18 protein-coding genes and 1 pseudogene are annotated in these 20728 nt (G+C 69.1%); 9 read left to right on the forward strand and 10 right to left on the reverse strand.

Annotated features, from left to right (window positions below):
* Nucleotide 1 precedes the first annotated feature (1 nt).
* Nucleotides 2-1699 carry a Mur ligase family protein gene (locus tag H507_RS15100; protein ID WP_022909814.1) on the forward strand — a complete coding sequence of 566 codons (1698 nt, stop codon included), beginning with the start codon at nt 2-4 and terminating at the stop codon, nt 1697-1699.
* A 4-nt stretch (nt 1700-1703) separates the two neighbouring features.
* On the opposite strand, the gene H507_RS0105965 is transcribed toward H507_RS15100, so the two are convergent.
* The 5 genes from H507_RS0105965 to H507_RS17240 form a co-directional block, all read right to left on the reverse strand.
* Nucleotides 1704-2678 (reverse strand): hypothetical protein, encoded by a 975-nt coding sequence (locus H507_RS0105965; protein WP_022909815.1) that lies wholly within the window; start codon nt 2676-2678, stop codon nt 1704-1706.
* Complete coding sequence (locus H507_RS0105970; protein WP_022909816.1) at nt 2675-3400, reverse strand: hypothetical protein; 726 nt, start codon at nt 3398-3400, stop codon at nt 2675-2677. Before H507_RS0105970 ends, H507_RS0105965 begins: the two co-directional genes overlap by 4 nt.
* Nucleotides 3397-6138: a cyanophycin synthetase gene (gene cphA, locus H507_RS15105; RefSeq protein ID WP_051139650.1), complete on the reverse strand. Its 2742-nt coding sequence runs from the start codon at nt 6136-6138 to the stop codon at nt 3397-3399. The genes H507_RS0105970 and cphA overlap by 4 nt, the downstream gene beginning before the upstream one ends.
* A gap of 55 nt (nt 6139-6193) precedes the next feature.
* Nucleotides 6194-7135: a cyanophycinase gene (locus H507_RS15110; RefSeq protein WP_022909818.1), complete on the reverse strand. Its 942-nt coding sequence runs from the start codon at nt 7133-7135 to the stop codon at nt 6194-6196.
* A gap of 195 nt (nt 7136-7330) precedes the next feature.
* Nucleotides 7331-8089 (reverse strand): hypothetical protein, encoded by a 759-nt coding sequence (locus tag H507_RS17240; RefSeq protein WP_022909819.1) that lies wholly within the window; start codon nt 8087-8089, stop codon nt 7331-7333.
* Nucleotides 8090-8165: 76 nt separating this feature from the next.
* Here H507_RS17240 and H507_RS0105990 point away from each other — a divergent pair, with 76 nt between their 5' ends.
* The 3 genes and pseudogenes from H507_RS0105990 to H507_RS15120 all read left to right on the forward strand — a co-directional run.
* Entirely contained in the window at nt 8166-8969 is an 804-nt protein-coding gene (locus H507_RS0105990; RefSeq protein WP_022909820.1) for an ABC transporter ATP-binding protein, read from the forward strand.
* A gap of 3 nt (nt 8970-8972) precedes the next feature.
* Nucleotides 8973-9431, forward strand: a complete 459-nt coding sequence (locus H507_RS0105995; RefSeq protein ID WP_022909821.1) for an NfeD family protein — start codon at nt 8973-8975, stop codon at nt 9429-9431.
* A gap of 79 nt (nt 9432-9510) precedes the next feature.
* Nucleotides 9511-10593, forward strand: a pseudogene (locus H507_RS15120) (SPFH domain-containing protein); the annotation flags it as partial.
* Between the two features lie 247 nt (nt 10594-10840).
* Here the strand turns inward: H507_RS15120 and H507_RS15125 are convergent.
* Nucleotides 10841-11899 carry a bile acid:sodium symporter family protein gene (locus tag H507_RS15125; protein ID WP_022909823.1) on the reverse strand — a complete coding sequence of 353 codons (1059 nt, stop codon included), beginning with the start codon at nt 11897-11899 and terminating at the stop codon, nt 10841-10843.
* 63 nt (nt 11900-11962) lie between these two features.
* On the opposite strand from H507_RS15125, the gene H507_RS0106010 reads away from it, so the two are divergent.
* Entirely contained in the window at nt 11963-12787 is an 825-nt protein-coding gene (locus H507_RS0106010) for a TrmH family RNA methyltransferase (RefSeq protein WP_022909824.1), read from the forward strand.
* A 29-nt stretch (nt 12788-12816) separates the two neighbouring features.
* Here the strand turns inward: H507_RS0106010 and def are convergent, their stop codons facing one another.
* The 3 genes from def to H507_RS17245 are packed head-to-tail and all read right to left on the reverse strand — an operon-like array spanning nt 12817 to nt 15749.
* The gene (def, locus tag H507_RS0106015; RefSeq protein WP_022909825.1) at nt 12817-13455 is read right to left on the reverse strand and encodes a peptide deformylase; all 639 of its coding nucleotides are present in this window, start codon (nt 13453-13455) and stop codon (nt 12817-12819) included.
* Complete coding sequence (locus H507_RS0106020) at nt 13452-14696, reverse strand: amidohydrolase (protein ID WP_022909826.1); 1245 nt, start codon at nt 14694-14696, stop codon at nt 13452-13454. The genes def and H507_RS0106020 overlap by 4 nt, the downstream gene beginning before the upstream one ends.
* Before the next feature lie 18 nt (nt 14697-14714).
* Nucleotides 14715-15749 carry a lactonase family protein gene (locus H507_RS17245; RefSeq protein WP_022909827.1) on the reverse strand — a complete coding sequence of 345 codons (1035 nt, stop codon included), beginning with the start codon at nt 15747-15749 and terminating at the stop codon, nt 14715-14717.
* Between the two features lie 35 nt (nt 15750-15784).
* Between H507_RS17245 and H507_RS0106030 the strand changes: the two genes are divergently transcribed.
* Nucleotides 15785-16702 carry a tyrosine recombinase XerC gene (locus H507_RS0106030; protein WP_022909828.1) on the forward strand — a complete coding sequence of 306 codons (918 nt, stop codon included), beginning with the start codon at nt 15785-15787 and terminating at the stop codon, nt 16700-16702.
* Nucleotides 16703-16732: 30 nt separating this feature from the next.
* Here the strand turns inward: H507_RS0106030 and H507_RS17815 are convergent, their stop codons facing one another.
* The gene (locus H507_RS17815; RefSeq protein WP_211217292.1) at nt 16733-17719 is read right to left on the reverse strand and encodes a M23 family metallopeptidase; all 987 of its coding nucleotides are present in this window, start codon (nt 17717-17719) and stop codon (nt 16733-16735) included.
* A gap of 310 nt (nt 17720-18029) precedes the next feature.
* Between H507_RS17815 and rpsB the strand changes: the two genes are divergently transcribed.
* The 3 genes from rpsB to pyrH all read left to right on the forward strand — a co-directional run bounded on the left by rpsB (nt 18030) and on the right by pyrH (nt 20705).
* The gene (gene rpsB, locus H507_RS15145; RefSeq protein ID WP_040437951.1) at nt 18030-18989 is read left to right on the forward strand and encodes a 30S ribosomal protein S2; all 960 of its coding nucleotides are present in this window, start codon (nt 18030-18032) and stop codon (nt 18987-18989) included.
* Between the two features lie 48 nt (nt 18990-19037).
* Nucleotides 19038-19850 carry a translation elongation factor Ts gene (gene tsf / locus H507_RS0106050; protein ID WP_022909831.1) on the forward strand — a complete coding sequence of 271 codons (813 nt, stop codon included), beginning with the start codon at nt 19038-19040 and terminating at the stop codon, nt 19848-19850.
* A gap of 141 nt (nt 19851-19991) precedes the next feature.
* A complete protein-coding gene (gene pyrH, locus H507_RS0106055; RefSeq protein WP_022909832.1) occupies nt 19992-20705 on the forward strand; it encodes a UMP kinase in 714 nt (237 codons plus the stop codon).
* Nucleotides 20706-20728: the final 23 nt, after the last annotated feature.

Consider the following 20728-nt stretch of genomic DNA (forward strand, 5'->3'; position numbering starts at 1 on the left):
CATGGGGCAGGCGGGGGCGCTGCTCGAGCACCGGCTGCTGGAGGGAGCCAACCTCTACTTCCCACGGCCAGCGGTGAAGCTGACGTTCGACGTGTCAGGACTCGCCGAGTTGCCCGAGGGGAGCGCCCTCAGCCTCGCCCGCGCCGTCGGCATGCGTACCGCGGCGGTCGGCGCCCCGAACTCGGAACTGCGTTGGTTCACCCTGTCGAGGCTGGTCAGCGCGCTCACCCGCCAGGTGGCCCGGCGCGGGGGAGTCGTCCGGCTCGCCGTGCGATCCAGGCGCGGTACCCACCCCAACGAGGTGGTCGTCGCCGTGCCGTGGCGCCACACCGGCAAGGTCGACGCCCTGGCCGAGGGCATCTCTGAGGTGCTGGATGCCGCAGGCTCCCGTCGGCGGACCATTGACGCGGCCCTCGTGCGCGCGGGTGAGCGGTTGCGCGCCGCCGACGAAGGGGGCGAGCCACGCCTGATCGAGCCGAGCGTGCCGGTGGTCGGGATCACCGGCACCAATGGCAAGACCACCACCAGCCGGATGATTGCCCACGTCGCGATGACGGCCGGGCGACACGTAGCCTGGTCGAGCACCGAAGGGGTGCACCACGACGGTCGACTGGTGGTCGACGGTGACTACTCCGGCCCTGGTGGCGCCCGCGAGGTCTTCAAGTGTTCACCCCTCGACCTGGCGGTCACGGAGACCGCCCGAGGGGGCATCCTCCGGCGCGGGATCGGGGTGCGGCGATTCGACGTCAGCGTGGTCACGAACGTCACAGCCGACCATCTGGGACTGGAGGGCATCGACACCCTCGACCAGCTCGCCGAGGTCAAGTCGGTGGTGCCCCGCATCACCAAGCCGAAGGGCTGGGCCGTGCTCAACGGCGACGACCCGCGGGTCTTCGCCATGCGTCATCTCACCGCCGCTCGTCCGTGGATCTTCTCACCCGACCCGAACTCCCCATCGCTGCGCACCGCGCTGGACGAGGGGGGCCGGGCCACCACCGTGCTGGACGGTGCGGTCGTCGTCGTCACCCACGGCCGGGTCATGCCGGTGGTCGACCTCGTCGACGTGCCCATGACGTTGTGCGGTCTGTCGCGAGCCAACGTCGAGAACGCACTGGGGGTGACCAGCGCAGCGATGGCCCTGGGTTTCACTGCTCCCCAGATCGCGGAAGGACTCACCTCCTTCCTGCCCGAGCAGAACAACCCCGGACGGATGGCCATCTGGCTGTACCGCGACAGGATCTTCGTGATCGACGTGGCGCACAACGAGGCCGGGTTGCAGGCGCTGCTCGACATCTGCCACGGCCTGCGTGGCCCCGGTGCCGCTCTGGTGGTGAGCCTGTCGATGGCCGGCGACCGGCAACCCGATGCCTTCCGCAAACTCGGTGAGATGGCAGGACTGGCCGCCCAGCAGGTGGTCTACACCCGCACCTCCCACTATCTGCGCGGTGCAGACCCCAACCAGTTGGCCGAATGGGTCGCCGAAGGGCTCGAGCCGACGGGCACCTCGCTGTCGGCACGATTCGACAGCGAGCTCGAGACCCTCGAGTGGGTCATGGGGCACACGGCCCCCGGTGACGTGATCGGATTCATGTCCCACCAGCAGCGTGACGAGGTGAAGGCGCGCATGGGGGCCGACGGGGGCCATGCGGCCAGCGTCGACGAGATCCGCTCCCTCGTCCTCGGTGACGGGTCGTCGTGACCGGTCACCGATCGGTGGCGAGGTCATGGAGCCGAACCGCCTCCGCGATGGCGTCGCTGGTGACCTGCGAGCAGCTGCGCCCGTCACCCACGATGCGGGCCCCCGAGAGGTAGGACCCTCGCCGGACGTGCTTGAACGGCCCGATCACGACCTGGCGGAGTCGTCCGTCCTCGGCCGCGCGTCGCCAGGACGACCGTCGCGAGATGCCGCGTCGTCCGGGGAAGACGACCAGGGGCAACCAGCGCGCCTGCCAGTCACGGCTGCCGACCAGATGGGTGAGACTGGCGACTCGGTCGATACCGGGGTCGGCGTTGAGCACGCCTCCCAGCGAGATGAGGTGCACCCTCGCCCCGGCCGCGGCCAGGTACCACGCGGCTCCTGCGGCGATCTGGGCGCCCCCGCTCCAGCCCAGCAGCACCACCGACGAACCCTCACCGGGACGATGCCCGGCCTCCCGCAGTTGCCTCCAGATGGTCGTCGCCACGCCGGCCGAGAAGACGGGGCCGTACCGCTCGTCGGCCGAGACCAGCACCTGGAAGACGTTGCGCAGGTTGATCACCAGCGACAGCAGCGACACGAGACCCCGTCGGCCCTGCAGTCGGACGAGGAACCGCCAGACGACCGAACTGCGCCGGTCGTCGGTCAGCCCCCGGTTGTCGACGGAGTAGGGGTAGATGGATGAGACCACGCGCAGGTCGCCGAAGGTCTGCTCGAGACGCTCGAGGATGGGACGTTCTGCCCGGGGCACCAGCCCGTCGTCGTAGCGGGCTACGCCCGACAGGTAGACCACGTAGCAGCGGGTGCGCGCCCTCGCGGTGGATGGCCGACGGGGCTCGGACAGGGCTGCCGCGACCTCGAGACGCGCCTGCTGGGTCGCGGTTCGTCCCCGTCTGGACCACCAGACCAGCGACTCCAACGGCGAGACCAACCAGGCGAGCACCGCGAGCGCCGTGATCGCGGCCAGCACCTGCCCGATCACGGCTGGGTACCCTTCCCCGGCTTCGCCCGAGGGCCATGGGCAAGGGCGAGTTCCTCCGCCGCTGCGGGTGCGGACAGTTCGGCGAAGACCTGTTGGGCGCTGAGCAGGCGCCTCGTGCCGGTCAGCCGCCACCAGACCGCCTCCCGGACGACCGCCAGCGGGACGCGGACCACCGCCACCAGCACCTGACGGGCCAGCCAGGCGACGGTGACCAGCGCCAGTGACCACCACGGGAGTCCCGTGAGATCTGAGACGAGCGACCACATCACCAGGAACTGCCACACGTGCAGCACCCGCTCGAGCAGGGGACCGATGAACGGTGCGATGGCCACCCAGCTGAACCACAGCGGCGCCAGCGAGACCAGCACCACCTGCACCACCACCGTCAACGGCGGGGTCCGCACCGGCGAGACCAGCACCATCGCCCACAGCAGCAGACCCTGCACGGCGTGCGTCAGGATGGTCTGTACCCCCGACAGCAGGCCGGCCACGACCACACCGACGCCGCGGATGTTGTTGATCACCACGAGCCCGATGTCGCCGACCATTCCGGCGAGGGCCGCGACCAGGGGGATGGTGACGACCACTGACCAGGCCAGGGCGCCCGGGTTGCTGTCGAGCACCCCCGGTACCGTCAGCGAAGGGGAGCCGATCGGGTCGAGGCCGACCAAGTCTGCCCACGTGTGCAGGAGCAGCCGCCCCCACTGACCGAGGATGCTCACCCGTGGGGCGACTCGTGGTCGCTGGGGGTGGCCCGGTGTCCTTGGTTCTCGAGTTCCGCCATCACCCGGGCATGGGAGTCGGAGCAGATGACGACCAGGTCGCCCGGGGAGCTGAGGGACATCACGTGGCGGGTGGCCTCGAGTTCGTCGAGCACGACCTCCACCCGCTGACAGCGGGCACCCTTGGCCATGGCCTCTTCCACCCCCTCGACCGTCAGACGGGCGGTCTCACCCACCTGCCGGCCCCGGGTGCGGGCATCCTCGCGGACGACGACGTGGTCGAAGTGCCGGGCAGCCACTCGTCCCAGTTCGGCGATGTCGTCGTCGCGTCGGTCGCCTGCTGTGGCGATCACCCCGATGCGGTGCATGGGTCGTCCGGTCGTCTGTTCCGACTCCGCGGCAGTGCGGTCGACGAAGTCGCCCAGCATCACCATGCCCGGTGCGTTGTGGCAGTAGTCGATGATGACGGTCCGACCGTCCACGGTCACCTCGTTGAGCCGACCGGGGGCCAGGTAGTAGCTGGTCGAGAACGTGCGCAGCCCTTGGCGGATGTCGTGCAGGGAGGCCCCCGACGAGTACGCGGCGGCGGCCGCGGCCATGGCGTTCTGCACGTTCATCACGGCTCGCCCCCCGAAGGTCGAGGGCATCAGGTGGGTCCAGGCGATCTGCATCGAGCGGCGCCCGTCGCGCAGCATGATCCGGTCTCCCATCTCGGAGGAGTCGAGGACGACCGCCCGCCCGCCCCGACGGCAGTGGTCCTCGACCATGTCTCGCGAGGCCTCGCCCGGCTGGCGCATGCTGAACCAGACGACCCGTCCCGAACAGGCACGCCGCATGCCGGCCACGTTCGGGTCGTCGGCGTTGAGCACGGCGTAGCCGTGTCGGGGCACGGCCTCGACCACCACCTGCTTGACCGCCGCCAACTGCGCCAGGGTGTTGATCCCCCGGATGCCCAGGTGGTCGGGAGTGACGTTGAGCACAACGGCGACGTCGTTGTAGTCGTAGCCCAGCCCCTCACGCAGGATGCCCCCGCGCGCGACCTCGAGCACGGCGAAGTCGACCCGCGGGTTCTGCAGCACCATCCGGGCCGAGCGTGGTCCGGAGGCGTCGGCCCTGATCACCAGGCGTTCGTCGATGACCACACCATCGGTCGAGGTCATGCCGACCTTGCGACCGATCCCCTTGAAGATGTGGGCGATCATGCGGCTGGTGGTGGTCTTGCCGTTGGTGCCGGTGACCGCGACGATCGGGATCCGGCTCGGAGTGCCCGCCGGGAACAGCATGTCGATCACGGGCTTGGCGATGTACTGAGGGTCACCGATGGTCGGGTGCGTGTGCATCCGGAACCCCGGCGCGGCGTTGACCTCGCAGATGCCACCCCCGGTCTCACGCACGGGCTGGGTGATGTCGGGGCAGATGAAGTCGATGCCGGCGATGTCCAGGCCGATGATGCGGGCGGCTTCCTCGGCGATCTCGATGTTCTCGGGGTGTGCCTCGAAGGTGCGGTCGATGGAGATCCCACCGGTCGACATGTTGCCGGTCAGGGTCAGTTGCACCACCCGGCCGGGCTCGGGTACGTCATCCATGCCCATGCCCTGACCAGCAACCAGGTCGACGGCATCCTGGTCGATCCGGATGCGGGTGAGCACCTTCTCATGGCCCACACCTCGCCTTGGATCGGCGTTGGTCTGCTCGACCAGTTCGGTGATCGTGTGTCGTCCGTCGCCGACCACGTGGGCGGGAACACGCTCGGCGATGGCGGCGATCTGGCCGCCGATCACCAGACAGCGGTAGTCGCGGCCCGTGATGAAGCTCTCGACGATCATCACCCCACGCTTCGACTCGGCCCGTGATGCCTCCCAGACGTCGGCGATCGCCTGTTCGTCGGCGAGGTTGAGCTTCACCCCTCGTCCGTGGTTGCCGTCGAGGGGTTTGATGACCACGGGGTAGCCGATGCGGCGGGCCTCCCGCTGGGCCTCGGCCAGGGTGCGCACGGACGCGGATCGGGGCACGGGCAGACCGGCGTTGCCCAGCAGTTCGAGGGTGAGGTTCTTGTTGGAGGCGATGTCGACGGCGATGTTCGAGGTGCGCGAGGTCATGGTGGCGCGGATGCGCTGCTGGTGCACTCCCTGGCCCAACTGGATGAGGCTGGCGGAGTTCAGCCGCTGCCAGGGGATGTCACGGCTGACGGCCTCGTCGACGATGGCCTGGGTCGAGGGGCCCAGGGCGTACCGCTCGGCGGTGCGGGCCAGGGAATCGATCTCGGTGCCGAGATCGAAGCCGGGTTCGGCGCTGACCAGGTGGTTGACGAGTCGGACTGCGAGTTCGCCGGCGGCCAGGCCCACGAACTCGTCCTGGTAGGCGTAGATCACGTTGTACTTGCCCGGTTCCCCCTTCACCGACCGGGTCTTGCCGCGGCGCGCGTCATGCCCGACCTGGGTCTGCAGTTCGATGGCCACGTGCTCGGTCACGTGCCCCAGCCAGGTGCCCTCGTGCAGGCGCTCCACGAATCCGCCCTTGCGGCCGCGTGAACAGTGGTGGTTCCACAGGCCCGGCAGCATCGCGTACAGGGTGTCTGCGAAACCGGGAAGGGTGTCGGTGGGGAACTGCTCCAGCACCCCGAGGTCGACGACCAGTTGAACCACCTTGCGGTAGTGCCAGACGTTGGGTCCCCGGAAGACTCGGGACGACTCGATCCGCAACTCCGGTGCCGGCACGGTGGTGGTGGTCTCGCTCATGGGCTGCATCTTTCCACGACTGTTCCCGGCGGGGGCGCGCTGGTGGTCGGCGCCCTCAGCTCGCCTCGGCGCTGGGACGACGGCGCGACTTGCGCTTCTCGTAACCGAAGGTGTCAGCCCCCTCGGACGCGATGTCGCGGGCCAGTTGGCGCAATGACTCGGCTGCGGCGGTGATCTCGCGCTTCTCGCTCAGGGGCACCTTGGGGATGTGGGGACGGTAGGTGCGCGAGGCCATGTGGAACTGTTGACCGGCGGGGAGCACGTGCATGGTGACTCCCGAGACCAACAGCGGTTGGGTCTGCTGCGCTGTGGGGGCGTCCGAGATGGCATGGGACCCGTCGACGATGGTCACCGCGCCGCGGCCGACGACGGTCATCAGGCCGTCGTCGGTGAACACCGCGGCCGTGTCCTCATCGACCCCCAGGCCGAGCAGCGAGGGTGACTGGGCCACGAGGGCCAGCAGGCGCCCGTAACGATTGCGCTGGGCGAAGTGCTGGTCGAGGATCACTCCGGGCACGAGTCCCAGTCCGCCGGCCATCTGGCCCATGCGTTGCTTCGGGGTGGGTCCGGCCGCTCCGAAGGCGATCATGTGTTCCGCCAGGATCGAGCACCCGGCCGAGGTGCCACCGACGACTGCGCCTCGTTCGTGGGCTCTCAGGATGGCTTGGCCGACGGGGGTACCGGTGATCACGGCCGTGAGCTTCAGTTGGTTGCCCCCGGTCATGAACACGCCGGTGGCGCGGTCGATGCGTTCCACGAGGGCCGGGTCATCCGACTCGAGGCGGGTCTGTGGCCTGACCTCGAGCACTTCCTGTGCCCCCAGTGAGGTGAAGGCCGCGTCGTAGACGTCCATCACCTCGGGGCCGAGGGAGGAGGCGGTGGGGATGACGACGATCCGCGCGTTGGCACCCCCGGCAGCCTTCAGGAACGCTCGCAGCACGGTGCGGCGACTGAGTTTGGCCTCGGCGCCGCCGATGGCGAAGATCGGTCCCGACATGCGTTCCACCCTAACGGGTGGGCGATGGTGCGGCGGTGTGGCGCATGGGCGCAGTGGCAACTTCATCCCGTGGCGCTTCCGACCACCGTCGGCCATTGCTGGCGATCCGAAACCGTGCGAGCGCCCCCGATGTTGCTCGCGCCAGGCAAGTTCTCCAGCCCTGCAACGGTTGTGGATCGCTGATCGGGAGGCTCCTCAGCGCATGGCGTGGGTGGGCCAGCTCACGCAGGCCTGCACGACGTCGTGGCAGACGTCGACCAAGGAGCCGAGTTCGCGCTCCCGGGTGAGCACCCCGTGGGAGTGCAGCACCTCGTCCGGGCTGGACAGGGCGGCGCGACAGGCGTCGAGCACCACCAGGGCGCGATCAAGCAGCACCTGCGACGAGTCGGGATAGGCCGGGCCGAGCCGCACGGTGCTGGTCGAGGAGGGTCTGGTGCCCCCGCTCACCCCGAGGGACTGCAGTCGCTCGGCGGCCGCCATCAACGCCGTGGTGAGGGAGCGGGAGGCCTCCGAGGGCGTCAGTTCGACGAGCGGACGATCCGCCCGCCACAGCCGCCACTGCACCGCTTCGGTCTCGGGGAAGCCCAGCAGGTGCGGGAGCCAGGCCGCGCCTCCTGCGTGGGGCACCACCACCGCCGCCGTCAGGTCGTCGTCCCCCGTTGCTGCCAGGAGGGCGGCCTCGGTCAGCGGCCGCGGGCCCCTCAGGCCGCCGGATCGTCCGTGGCGGGGGAGGGCCACCGCCCAACTGGCACCCTCACCGGCCTCACGCACGGCTCTGGTGAGCGCCACCCGCACGGTGCTGGCGGGTTCGCCGAGACCCAGCACGTCGTCGGGGTCGGTGACGTGCATGACCAGCCCGTTGCGGAGCAGCGCGTGCTCGACCTCGGGCACGTTCGCCACCTGCGCTGACGCCGAGTTGAGCCCCGCCGCCAGTCGCAGCGCCTCGATCAACAAGGCTCCTCCATCGCCATGGCCGCAAGGGTAGTGCGTGGTCGTCATGGGGCACCCGCGCTCGGGTAGGTTGGAGGGTATGAGCGTGGTCGTGGAACTGGACGGTGTCGGTGTCGTGCGTGGCAGGGCGACCTTGCTCGACGACATCAACTGGACGGTCCGCGAGGGTGAGCGCTGGGTCATCATCGGCCCCAACGGGGCCGGCAAGACCACGCTGTTGCAGATCCTCGCAGCGCAGATGTTCCCCTCCCGGGGGTTGGTGGGGCTGCTGGGAGAGGTGATGGGCACCGTCGACGTCTTCGAGGTGCGTCCCCGCATCGGCATGACCTCCGCTGCGCTGGCCGACCGCGTGCCCCGCGGCGAGGCCGTCGACAATGTCGTGATGAGCGCCTCCTATGCGGTGCTCGGTCGCTGGGTCGAGGAGTACGACCCGCTCGATGTCGAGCGCGCCGGTGACCTGATGAGGCAGATGCGGGTCGACCACCTCGTCGACCGCACCTTCGGCACCTTGTCGGAGGGCGAGCGCAAGCGCGTGCTGTTGGCGCGCGCCCTGATGACCGATCCCGAATTGCTGCTTCTGGACGAGCCTGCCGCGGGTCTCGACGTCGCCGGCCGCGAGTCGCTGGTCGGCACCCTGTCGGAGATCTGCACCGATCCCTACGCTCCTGCGACGGTGTTGGTGACCCATCACGTCGAGGAGATTCCCGAGGGGATCAGTCACGCGCTGCTGCTCAAGCAGGGACGGGTGGTGGCGGCCGGTCCGATCGACGAGGTGCTGACCTCCGAGACGATGACCCAGACCTTCGACCTTCCCCTCACGGTGGCCGTCGACCATGGGCGCTGGACGGCCCGCGCGGTGCGCCAGGGTCAGCGGGTTGGGTGAGCCATGGGTGAGTGGTTCCGCGAACATGCCTGGGCCGCCTGGTTGATGGTGGGCCTGGTGCTCGCGGGCGCCGAGATGCTGACGCTCGACCTCACCCTGCTCATGCTCTCGGGAGGGGCGTTCGCAGCTGCGGGCGTCGCCGTGTTCTTCCCGCATGCCTGGCTGGCCCAAGTGATCGTGGGGGTGGTGGTGGCCCTGGCCATGCTGCTGGGTCTTCGTCCGACCCTGCTGGCCCGGATGCGTCGGGCGCCCGGGTACCGCAACTCCATCAGCAAGCTGGTGGGCTCGACTGCTCTCACCACCCGGGCGATCTCGCACTCCGACGGCGAGGTCAAGGTGAACGGCGACACCTGGACCGCGCGCAGTTACGACCCCAAGGTCACCATCGAGGTGGGCGAACGCGTCGAGGTGTACGAGGTGGACGGCACCACCCTCGTGGTCTACCCGGCCGATCGCCCATGACGACCGATCGCCAGTGAAGACCGAGTGCCGGTGAAGCCCGATTGCCAGTGAACAGGTTCGACGAGGAACGAGGAACTCCATGGAATACGTGATCGCCATCGTGCTGATCGGCGTGCTGCTGATCGTGCTGGCGCAGTCGTTGAAGATCGTGGGGCAGCAGCGCGTTGCCCTGGTGGAACGCATGGGCAAGTTCCGGGCAGCCCTCGAGCCGGGGCCGCACCTGATCGTGCCGATCATCGACCGAGCCAAGTACACCCTCGACATGCGTGAGCAGGTGCAACCCTTCCCGCCGCAGGGGGTGATCACCGAGGACAACCTGATGGTCTCGATCGACTCGGTCATCTACTTCCAGATCGTCGACCCGGTGCGCGCGGCCTACGAGGCGCAGAGCTACCACGTTGCCATCGAGCAGCTCACCATGACCACGCTGCGCAACATCATCGGCGGCATGGACCTGGAGGCGGCCCTGACCAGCCGTGAGGAGATCAACCAGCGTCTGCGTGCCGTCCTGGACGAGGCCACCGGCAAGTGGGGCATCAAGGTCAACCGGGTGGAGCTTCGGGCCATCGAGCCGCCGGCAACGATCCGGGACGCCATGGAGAAGGGCGCCCGGGCCGAACGCGACAAGCGCGCCCAGATCCTGATCGCCGAGGGCCAGCGGCAGTCGCAGATCCTCTCCGCCGGGGGTGACCGCGAGTCGGCCATCCTGCGAGCCCAGGGTGAGCGGGAGGCGCAGGTGCTGCGTGCCCAGGCCGATCGACAGGCCCAGATGCTGCGGGCCGAGGGTGAGGCACAGGCCATCACCACCGTCTTCAACGCCATCCACGCCGGCCAGCCCGACCAGGGCCTACTGGCCTACCAGTACCTGCAGATGCTGCCGACCCTGGCCCGAGGCGACTCCAACAAGATGTGGATCGTGCCGTCGGAACTCAACGACGCCCTCAAGGGTCTCGGTCAGGTGATGGGTGGCGGTTCGTCCGGGGAGACCCCGGCCGTGGGCGGGGTGCCGGCCGCGGCTCCGGTGAAGGCGTCGGGACCGTTCACCGCACCGGAGAAGATCGACGTCTTCGCCGAGATCGAGCAGCAGAAGGCCGATGAGAAGCAGCGCTCCGACGAAGCGGTGCAGAAGGCCATCCGCGAGGCTGCGGAGTTGGAGAACCCGAACGCGATCCGTCGGGGTGTGCAGCGCCGTCAGCCGGCGGCGGTCCAGTCGTCGCAGTCACCCGAACAGCTCACCCAGTCGAGCGAGCCTGCCGACCAGAGCCTGGTGCAGCACGACATGGGACATGTCGATCCCGATCCCTTCTCGAGCCACGGGCCCCAGTTCCAGGAGCAGTCCTCCGACTACCAGGGGCGGCAGGCCTACCAGTCGAGCCCGCAGAATCCGTGGGCCCAGCCCGGGGCACAGATCAGCGAGCAGCAGCCGGGTCAGCCGATCCCGCCCCGTCAGGACGAGCCGCGTCAGGACGAGCCGGGTCAGGGCTGACCGTTCCAGCGGCGACGTGTGCCCTGGCCAGTCGTCCGGCGATGGCTCCACAGGCCATCAGCTGGGCCTGGTGGAAGACCATCAGGGGCAGCACGATCAGGCTGGCCGGCGTCTGCGTGCCCGCGAACAGCACGGTCGCCATGGGCAGCCCGGAGGCCAGTGACTTCTTCGTGCCGCACATCATGATGGCGATCCGGTCGGGGCGGCTGAACTTCATCCAGCCCGAGCTGTACCAGGTGAGCGACAGCATGCCCGCCAGCACGACCAGACTGACGAACAGCACCGCCAGCAGGTCGACCACCGAGACCTGCGACCAGATGTGCTCGCGCCGACCAGCCGAGAAGGCGTTGTAGACCACCAGCACGATGACGCCTTGGTCAACGAACTTCAGTGCCTTCTTGTTGCGGTCGACGAACCCTGCCGTCCAGCGACGGGAGAGTTGCCCCACCACGAACGGCACCAGGATCTGCAGCACGATGTCGAGGATCGAGGAGGGGTCGATGTGAAGGCCGCCCGCCCCCATCAGCAGCAGGACCAACGCGGGGGTGAGCACCACGCCGATCAGGTTGGATGCCGAGGCCGCGACGACGGCACCCGCGACGTTGCCGCCCGCGACCGAGGTGAAGTTGATGGACGACTGGACCGTCGACGGCACCAGCGTCAGGTAGAGCAGCCCCATGGCCAGGGCAGGGGTGGTGAACGTCGGCGCGATCGCATGGATCGCCAGACCCAGCAGCGGGAACAACACGAAGGTGAATCCGAGGATCACCGAGTGGAGCCGCCAGTGCTTGAGCCCGGCGATGGCCTGCTCGGGGTGCAATCGGGCGCCGTAGAGGAAGAACAGCAGGGCGATCAGCGCTGTGGTGCCGTGGTCGAACAGGGGCACGGCCACCCCCCGAGCGGGAAGCAGGGTGGCGATCACCGCCGAGGTCACGATGGCGAGCAGGAAGGTGTCGAGCCGGAGGCGCTTGAGCAGGTTCATCGTCGACCGAGCCTACGCCCCGCCGCGGTGGCTGGCCCAGCCCGAGTCGATAGCCTCGTCCGGGTGGCGACCTATCAGGAACTGACCGACCCCGACGATCCCCGTCTGGCTGACTACGTGAGTCTGCGCGACACCCAACTGCGCAAGAGCGTCGAGGCCGCGAACGGCTTCTACATCGCCGAGGGGCACAAGATCATCCGGCGGGCGATCGAGTCGGGTCACCATCCACGTTCGGTGGTGCTGGCGCCGCGCTGGATCGAGGGTCTGCGCGATGTGCTCGACCCGATCGATGTACCCGTGCACGTGGTGACCGAAGCCCTGGCCGAGCAGGTGACCGGATTCCACGTGCACCGTGGGGCCCTGGCCGCGATCGAGCGGCCCACCGGACACGACGACCTGGCGGCCCTGCTGCACCAGGTGCAGTGGGGTGCCGGCCCTCGCTCCCGGATCGCCGTGCTCGAAGACCTCGTCGACCACTCCAACGTGGGGGCGGCCTTCCGCAGTGCGGTGGCGCTGGGGGTGGATGCCTTGGTGGTCACCCCACGCTGCGCCGACCCGTGGTACCGCCGCTCGATCAAGGTCTCGATGGGTGCGGTCTTCCAGGTGCCGTGGGTGCGCGCCGATCCGTGGCCGTCGGGCATCACGCAACTGAAGGAGGCGGGCTACTTCGTGGCGGGCATGTCGCTGGGGGAGGGCTCGATCAGTCTGGACGAACTGGTGGCCCAGGACCACTCGCGGCTCGTGATGATCTTCGGCAACGAGGGGCACGGTTTGACCCCGGCCACCGACGCCCTCATCGATGCGCGGGTGACGATCCCGATGATGGGTGGGATCGACTCCCTCAACGTCGCGGCCTCATCGGCCGTCGCGTTCTACGCGACCAGGTAGATGCCCCCAGGTGGCGGCGCCACCATCCCTCAGACGGTGTCGTGCACCTCGTGCGGGGCGAGTTTCGGGCTCACGGGCCAGTCGTCGGGGTAGCGGTCGGCGAGGTCGTCCTTCTGCTGGTCGAGAAGTCGCCGCGAGCGAGCCGACAGGCGGTCACCGAAGACCGTGCCGAAGCAGTGGTCCGACTCGTGCTGCAGACAGCGCGCGAACAGTCCCGTGCCGACCAGCGTGACGTCCTCACCGAAGGCGTCCTGGCCGGTGCAGGTCGCCCGATCCGGACGAGCCAGCGGCTGGTAGGCGCCCGGCCAGGACAAGCATCCCTCCTCGGTCGACTCCAGCTTGCGGTCGCGTCCCTCGGGGAGGGTGACCGAGGGGTTGCACACGACACCGACGTGGCGGACGCCGTCATCGTCGGGGCAGTCGTAGACGAAGACGGCCAGGTCGACGCCCACCTGGGTGGCGGCCAGACCGACACCTTCAGCGGCTTCCATGGTGGCGAACATGTCACGGAGCAGGGCGTGCAGGTCGTCGTCGAACTCGGTGACCGGACGAGTCCTGGCGTGCAGCACGGGCTCCCCCCACCGGGTGATCCGCCGGACGGACCCTCCGGTGAGGAGGTCCTCCAGGGTGCGCGCTGTCGCTGAGTTGGGGACGGGTTCGGTGCTCATCGGCGTCCTCGCTGCGGGGGCTTCACGGTGCTGCCCAAGGTCGAATAGGGGTCGAGGGTGACGCCCTCGGCGGTCTCGTCGTCCCAGGTGTAGACCTGCCGGCCGTCGACCCACACGGTCTCGACCCGGCTGTAGATGTCGAGCGGGTCACCGCTCCACAGCGCCAGGTCGGCATCCTTGCCGGTCTCGATCGAGCCGACCCTGTCGTCCAGCCCGAGGATGCGGGCCGGGTTGATGGTGACCGACTCGATGCCGGTGCGCCGGTCGAGGCCCTCCTTGACGGCGAGGATCACCTGGTAGATGAGGAAGTTGATGGGGATGACGGGCGCGTCGGTGGTGATCGCGATCTGCACCCCGGCCCGGGCGAGATGGCCCGGGTTGGCCAGGGAGCGCTGGTTGACCTCCCACTTCGAGCGCGACGTCATCAGCGGTCCGATGACCACGGGAAGGTTCCGCTCGGCGATCAGGTCGGCGAGCAGGTGGGCTTCGGTGCCGTGGTTGATGACGAGTTTGTAGCCGAACTCGTCCGCCAGCCGGATGGCGGTGGCGATGTCGTCGACCCGGTGCGTGTGCTGGCACCAGGGCAGACCGTTCTCGAGCACCTGCACCAAGGTCTCGAAGGTGAGGTCGCGGTCGAAGGGCTTGCCCTCGGACTCCGCATGCTTCTTGCGAGCCGAGTAGTCCTGGGCCTTGGTGAAGGCCTCGCGCAGCACGGCCGCGACACCCTGACGGGTGGTGGGCAGCACCTTGCGCTCCTGGCCGTGGAAACGCTTGGGGTTCTCGCCCAGGGCCGACTTCACCGAGACGGGCTGCTTGAACACCATCTCGTCGACCATTCGCCCCCAGCACTTGATCGCAACCGTCTGGCCACCGATCGGGTTGGCCGAGCCCGGCTTGACCACCATCGAGGTGACCCCACCCGACAAGGCGTCCCGGAACCCCTCATCCGAGGGATGGATGGCATCGAGGGCGCGGAACCGCGCTCCGTTCACCTCGGTGCCCTCGTTGGTGTCATTGCCGGACCAGCCGATGCCCTCCTCGTGGATGCCGACGTGGCCGTGGGCCTCGACCAACCCGGGCAGCAACCACCGACCCCCGGCGTCCACCACCTCGGCGCCCTCGGGCACCTGCACGTCAGTACCTGAGGCGGAGATCTTGCCGTTCTCGACGATCACAGTGCCGTCGAAGGGTTCCCCCACGACAGGCACCACATGGGCATTGGTGATGGAGATGACACTCATGGGACCAACCTAGCCAAGTCAGCGGAACAGCAGCGCGCCCGGAGCCTCCACGGACGTCCGCGAGGCGAGGCGCCAACTGCAGGTCTCGGAGTCCAGCCCTCGCCGGGTGAAGCAGCACACGTCACCCGTGCCCTGATTGGCCACCCAGATGTCTCCTTCGTGGACGACGACGTCGCGTGGGTGGTCACCCCCGCAGTCGAACTCGTCGGCCAGCACCAGTTGTCCCGACTCGTGCCACTCGAGCACGCCGAGGGTGTTGATGCGACGGTTCGCGACCACCAGGGTCTGCTCGTCGAGCAGGCGCAGGGCGGATGGTTGGGCCTCCCCGACCAAGGTGCCCTGCACCTGTGAGACGCGCTCCCAACCCGTCGTCCAGTCCGGGGAGCCGCCAGTACCGTCGTGATGCCGATAGGAGGCGACGTTGCCATCCAGTTCGCCGCCGACGGCCACCTGGGTCTGTGCGCCATGCGGGCCGTTCACGCGTCGGACGACCAGGTGCCGCGGCCCGAAGCCGGGAGTCGTGGTGATCTTGCCCACCTGCCTGAGGTGACCGTCGAGCCAGCTCACCACCCGGACGGCGTCGGCGCCGAGGTCGCACACCAACAGGTGTTCCTCGTCCAGCCAGACGGCCTGATGGGCATGCGGGGCCTCCTGCCGGTCGGGGACCACACCTGACTGGCCGCCGAAGCGCACGACGGTCGCGTCCCCCCAACCGCCCTCGACCAGGGGGACGACGGCGAGCGACCCCGAGCTGTAGTGGGCGATGGCGACCGCGGAGCCGTCGGGGGACAGGGAGGCATGGCAACCGTCCAGTCCCGAGGTGTCGCGACGTGATCCCACGGTGATGCCGTCGGCGTCGACGTCGAGTCGCACCAAGGGCGAACCCTGGGTGTGAGAGGCGGCCACCACATGGTCCCCGGCCTCGACCAGCCAGGTCGGGGAGGGCACCGCGGCCTGCGCGATCGGGGTGAGCTGGTGCCCGTCCACCCCGAACAACTGCAGGCCGCCGACCCCGGACTCGTCCGTGAAACAACCCACCAACAGCGTGCTCATGCGCCCAACCTAGCCCGATTGGGCACACTGGACCGGTGACTGTGCCCGCTTCGCTCGCCGACGGTCTGGCCGAGTTCGACACCTGGCTGCGGATGGACCGTCAGCGCAGCGACCACACCCGCCGCGCCTATGGGGGAGACCTGGCTGCGCTGGCGCTGTGGCTGCACGAACGCGAGCTCAGCGACTGGTCGGCGGTCCAACTGCGGGACCTGCGTGCCTGGCTCGCCGACCAGGTCGCGGACGGGGCCGCGGCAGCCACCCTGCAGCGACGGTCAGCGGCCGTCCGGGTGTACTTCCGGTGGCTGCACGCCGAGGGCATCGTGGCCCTCGACGTGGCCGCCGGACTGAAGTCACCCAAGGTGCCCCGACGGCTTCCCCCGGACGTGAGCATCACCGAGCTCAGCCAGTTGTTCGAGGCGGCCATCACACACGCCGGTGAGGAACCGGGACCAGGGACGGCTCGCGACCTCGCCCTGCTCGAGGTGCTCTACGGCTCGGGGATCCGGGTCGGTGAGCTCTGCGGGCTCGACGTGGACGACCTGGATTCCGATCGCGGAACCCTGCGAGTGCTCGGCAAGGGGAACAAGGAGCGCACGGTGCCGCTGGGTGAGCGGGCCGGGCGCGCGGTGCGCGCATGGCTGGCGGTGAGGGGCGAGTGGGCCGTCGCTGCCTCGGGCCCGGCCCTGTTCCTCGGTCGGCGCGGCGCCCGGCTCGACCCTCGCGTGGCCCGACGTGTCGTCCATCGCGCGTTCGAGGCCATCCCTGACTCGCCCAACCTCGGCCCGCACGGTCTGCGTCACGCCATGGCCACGCACCTGCTCGAGGGAGGAGCGGACCTGCGCAGCGTGCAGGAGATGCTGGGTCACGCATCCTTGGCCACCACGCAGCTCTACACCCATGTCACCTCGGAACGGTTGAGGGCTGCCTTCCGGCAGGCGCACCCGCGCGCCTGAGCGCACCCACCTCCGCTGCGGTGCCGGGCGTCACTGTGGGGTCACCAGCCAACTGGGATCGACCAAGGTCTGCTCCCGCCAGGCCATGACGTGCAGGTGGCAGCCCGTCGACCAGCCGGTCGTCCCGACCAGTCCGACCTGCTGCCCCGCCTCGACCCGCTGGCCGACGGCGACGTTGACCGCGGCCAGATGCGCGTAGCCCGTGCGGGTGCCCCCATGGTCGACGATCACCCGATTGCCGTAGGCCACGTGACGTTCGGCCACCAGCACGGTGCCGGCCAGCGCAGAGCGCGCCGGCGCCCCGCAGGGGGCGCCGATGTCGACCCCGTCGTGCAGCTTCCACACGTGCAGCACGGGGTGCAGGCGCATGCCGAAGCCCGAGGTCACCGGACCATCCGCCGGGCGGGTGCTGCCCCTGGCCAGCCACGGCAGGCCGACCGGCACGGGTGTCACCACCGCCTCCTCCGCCCACGCCGCCCCGTCCGTCTCCACCGGGCGAGGTGTCGCGCCCGCGGGCAACAGACGGACCTGATTCGGCCGCACCGGGGCGGGGGCGCCCCGACTGTGGGACAGGGGGTCGAGGTAGGTCTCACCTTCGATGAGTCCCCAGTGCAGACCGTCGTGGCGGTCGACCACAGCTTGCACGCGACCGATCACCTGGCCTCGGCGGACGCGCTGACCCGCGCTCACCACGGCCTCCACCGGCTCGTAGGTGGTGCGCAGCCTGGTGGCGGGCTGATGGGTGATGGCGACGACGCCTCGGCCGGCGATCGTCCCTCGGAAGGAGACCACCCCATCGGCTGAGGCACGCACGGGTTCGCCCGCTGCGGCTGACAGGTCGACCCCCCGGTGCCCCGCGCCCCAGCGCTCACCGGGTGGGGCGAACCCTCGAGTGACCCGCCCCCCGACAGGGTGGTCCAGGTCGATCGCCGGTGCGGCAACCGCAGCGGAGCCGCCGGCGGCCCCCAGAAGGATGGCGGAGAGCAGGACGAGCACGATTCGATGACGGATTCCCACGCCCCAGTTGTGCCCATCGAGAGGCCAGACGTCCCGGTGGGACGACCCGCCTGTGGACAACGCCCGGGGCTCGATCTGGGCTGTGGACAACCCCTCCTCGCCCGATTGGCGCACCCGACGGCCACGACCTAGAATGGCCGAGGCGATCGGTGCCTCGGCACCGCTCGACTTCACGTGCAGACCACCAGTCCTGGCCGAGGTCCCCGCTCGCGGGGTGGCCGTTGCTGCTGCACCAGGCAGTGTCGAACAGTTCGACACGGTGAAACCGAACCGGGCGCAGTCACCGCTGTGCCCACAGAAAGGACCGGCCATGGCCGTCGTCACCACCCGCCAGCTGCTCGAGAGCGGCGTTCACTTCGGGCACCAGACCCGTCGTTGGAACCCGAAGATGAAGCGCTTCATCTTCACCGAGCGCAACGGCATCTACATCATCGACCTGCAGCAGTCGCTCACCTACATCGACAAGGCCTACGCCTTCGTGCGTGAGACCGTCGCCCGCGGCGGCCAGGTGCTGTTCATCGGCACCAAGAAGCAGGCCCAGGAGGCCATCGCCGAACAGGCGACCCGTGTGGGCATGCCCTACATCAACCAGCGTTGGCTGGGTGGCATGCTGACCAACTACCAGACCGTGATCAAGCGCGTGCAGCGCCTCAAGGAGCTCGAGGGCATGGACCTCGACACCCAGACCTCGGGTGGACTCACCAAGAAGGAGAACCTGGGCCTGAAGCGCGAGCGCGACAAGCTCTCGAAGACCCTCGGTGGCATCCGCGACATGGCCCGCACTCCTCAGGCGGTGTGGATCGTCGACACCAAGAAGGAACACCTGGCCGTCGACGAGGCTCGCAAGCTGCACATCCCCGTGATCGGCATCCTCGACACCAACTGTGACCCTGACGAGGTCGACTTCCCGATCCCCGGCAACGACGACGCGATCCGCTCGGTTGCGCTGCTCACCCGCATCATCGCCGACGCCGCCGCCGACGGCCTGATGGCGCGTTCGGGCCAGGGCGCCTCCGGTGAAGAGGCCGAGCCCATGCCCGACTGGGAGCGCGACCTGCTCGCCGGCGAGACCAACCGCGAGAGCTCGGTCGAGTCGCCCGCGCAGGCCGAGGTCGCGGACCCGCAGGCCGGTCAGCTGAACGCCGACGTGGCCGAGGCTGCACCCGCTGAGGAGGCTTCCGCCGCAGACGAGGCTGCCGCCGCCGACGAGGCTCCTGCCGAGGAGACCCCCGCCGACGAGGCCGCCACCGACGCTCCCGCCGAGGCCTGATCACACCGGTTCACCGGTACACCCACAACAGATAGGGACACATCGCACATGGCTATCACTGCCGCTGATGTCAAGAAGCTCCGCGACGCCACCGGCGCGGGCATGATGGACGCCAAGAAGGCCCTCACCGAGGCGGACGGCGATTTCGACAAGGCCATCGAGATCCTGCGTGTCTCGGGACAGGCGAAGGCTGCCAAGCGTTCCGACCGCGATGCCTCGAACGGGCTCGTTGCCGCCACCGGCACCACCCTCATCCAGCTCGCCTCCGAGACCGACTTCGTGGCGAAGAACGAGGAGTTCGTCGCCCTGGCGAACCAGATCGTCGCCGCCGTCGACGCCGCCAAGGTGAACGGCAAGGAGGCGGCCGGTCAGGTCAAGCTGCCTTCCGGCCAGACCGTGGACGAGGCCGTGCAGGCCCTGGCCATCACCATCGGCGAGAAGCTCGAGTTGGCCGAGGCCGTGCACTTCGAGGGTGACTCGCACATCTACCTGCACCGTCGTGCGGCCGACCTGCCCCCGCAGGTCGGGGTGATCGTGGAGTACACCGGCGATGAGGCCATCGCCCATGGTGTCGCCCTGCACATCGCCGCCATGAGCCCGGTCTACGTCACGCGTGACGAGGTGCCCGCCGAGACGGTCGAGAACGAGCGCCGTATCGCCGAGGCCACCGCTCGCGAGGAGGGCAAGCCCGAGGGCGCCCTGCCCAAGATCGTCGAGGGTCGCGTCAACGGCTACTTCAAGGACGTCGTCCTGGTCGATCAGGAGGCCACCGTGACCGAGGACAAGAAGTCCATCGGCAACTACCTGCAGGAGAACGGCACGGGCGTCTCACGCTTCCGCCGTCTGGCTGCGGGCGCCTGATCGTCCGCAGTTCCCGGTCCTGCCCCGCCCCCGCCCAGGGGAGCGGGGCAGCTCCGTTTCTGCCGCGGCAGGCCACTCGCGCTAGGCTGGTCGCCGCCTGCCGGACTGCATCCACCTCTCCCGAGGTCAGCTAGGAGAACCATGACCAACCCGTACAAGCGCGTGCTGCTGAAGCTCTCCGGAGAGGTCTTCGGCGGTGGCCAGTTGGGGGTCGACCCACGGGTCGTCGCGTCCACGGCGCAGCAGATCGCCGAGGTGGTCAAGTCCGGCGTCCAGGTCGCGATCGTGGTCGGGGGCGGCAACTTCTTCCGCGGCGCCGAACTGCAGCAGCTGGGTATGGAGCGCGACCGCGCCGACTACATGGGCATGCTCGGCACCGTGATGAACTGCCTCGCACTGCAGGACTACTGCGAGAAGGCCGGCATCGACACCCGCGTGCAGACCGCGATCACCATGGGTCAGGTGGCCGAGCCCTACATCCCTCGCCGCGCCGAACGCCATCTCGAGAAGGGTCGCGTGGTCATCTTCGGTGCGGGTTCCGGTATGCCCTACTTCTCCACCGACACGGTGGCCGCCCAGCGCGCCCTCGAGATCGGGGCCGACGTCCTGCTGATGGGCAAGCAGGGCGTCGACGGTGTCTACGACTCCGACCCGAAGACCAACCCCGATGCGGTCCGGTTCACTGACCTGAGCTTCGACGACTACCTCAGTCGAAACCTGAAGGTGGCCGACGCCACGGCCATCAGCCTCGCCCGCGACAACGGCCTCGAGATGATCTTCTTCAACCTCGACGTGCCCGGGAACATCGCCCGCGCCGTTGCCGGCGAGAACATCGGCACCGTCGTCCACCGCTGACCGAATCGGCCTTTCAACCTCTA

It is taken from the genome of Aestuariimicrobium kwangyangense DSM 21549, assembly GCF_000421525.1.
Lineage (GTDB): Bacteria > Actinomycetota > Actinomycetes > Propionibacteriales > Propionibacteriaceae > Aestuariimicrobium > Aestuariimicrobium kwangyangense.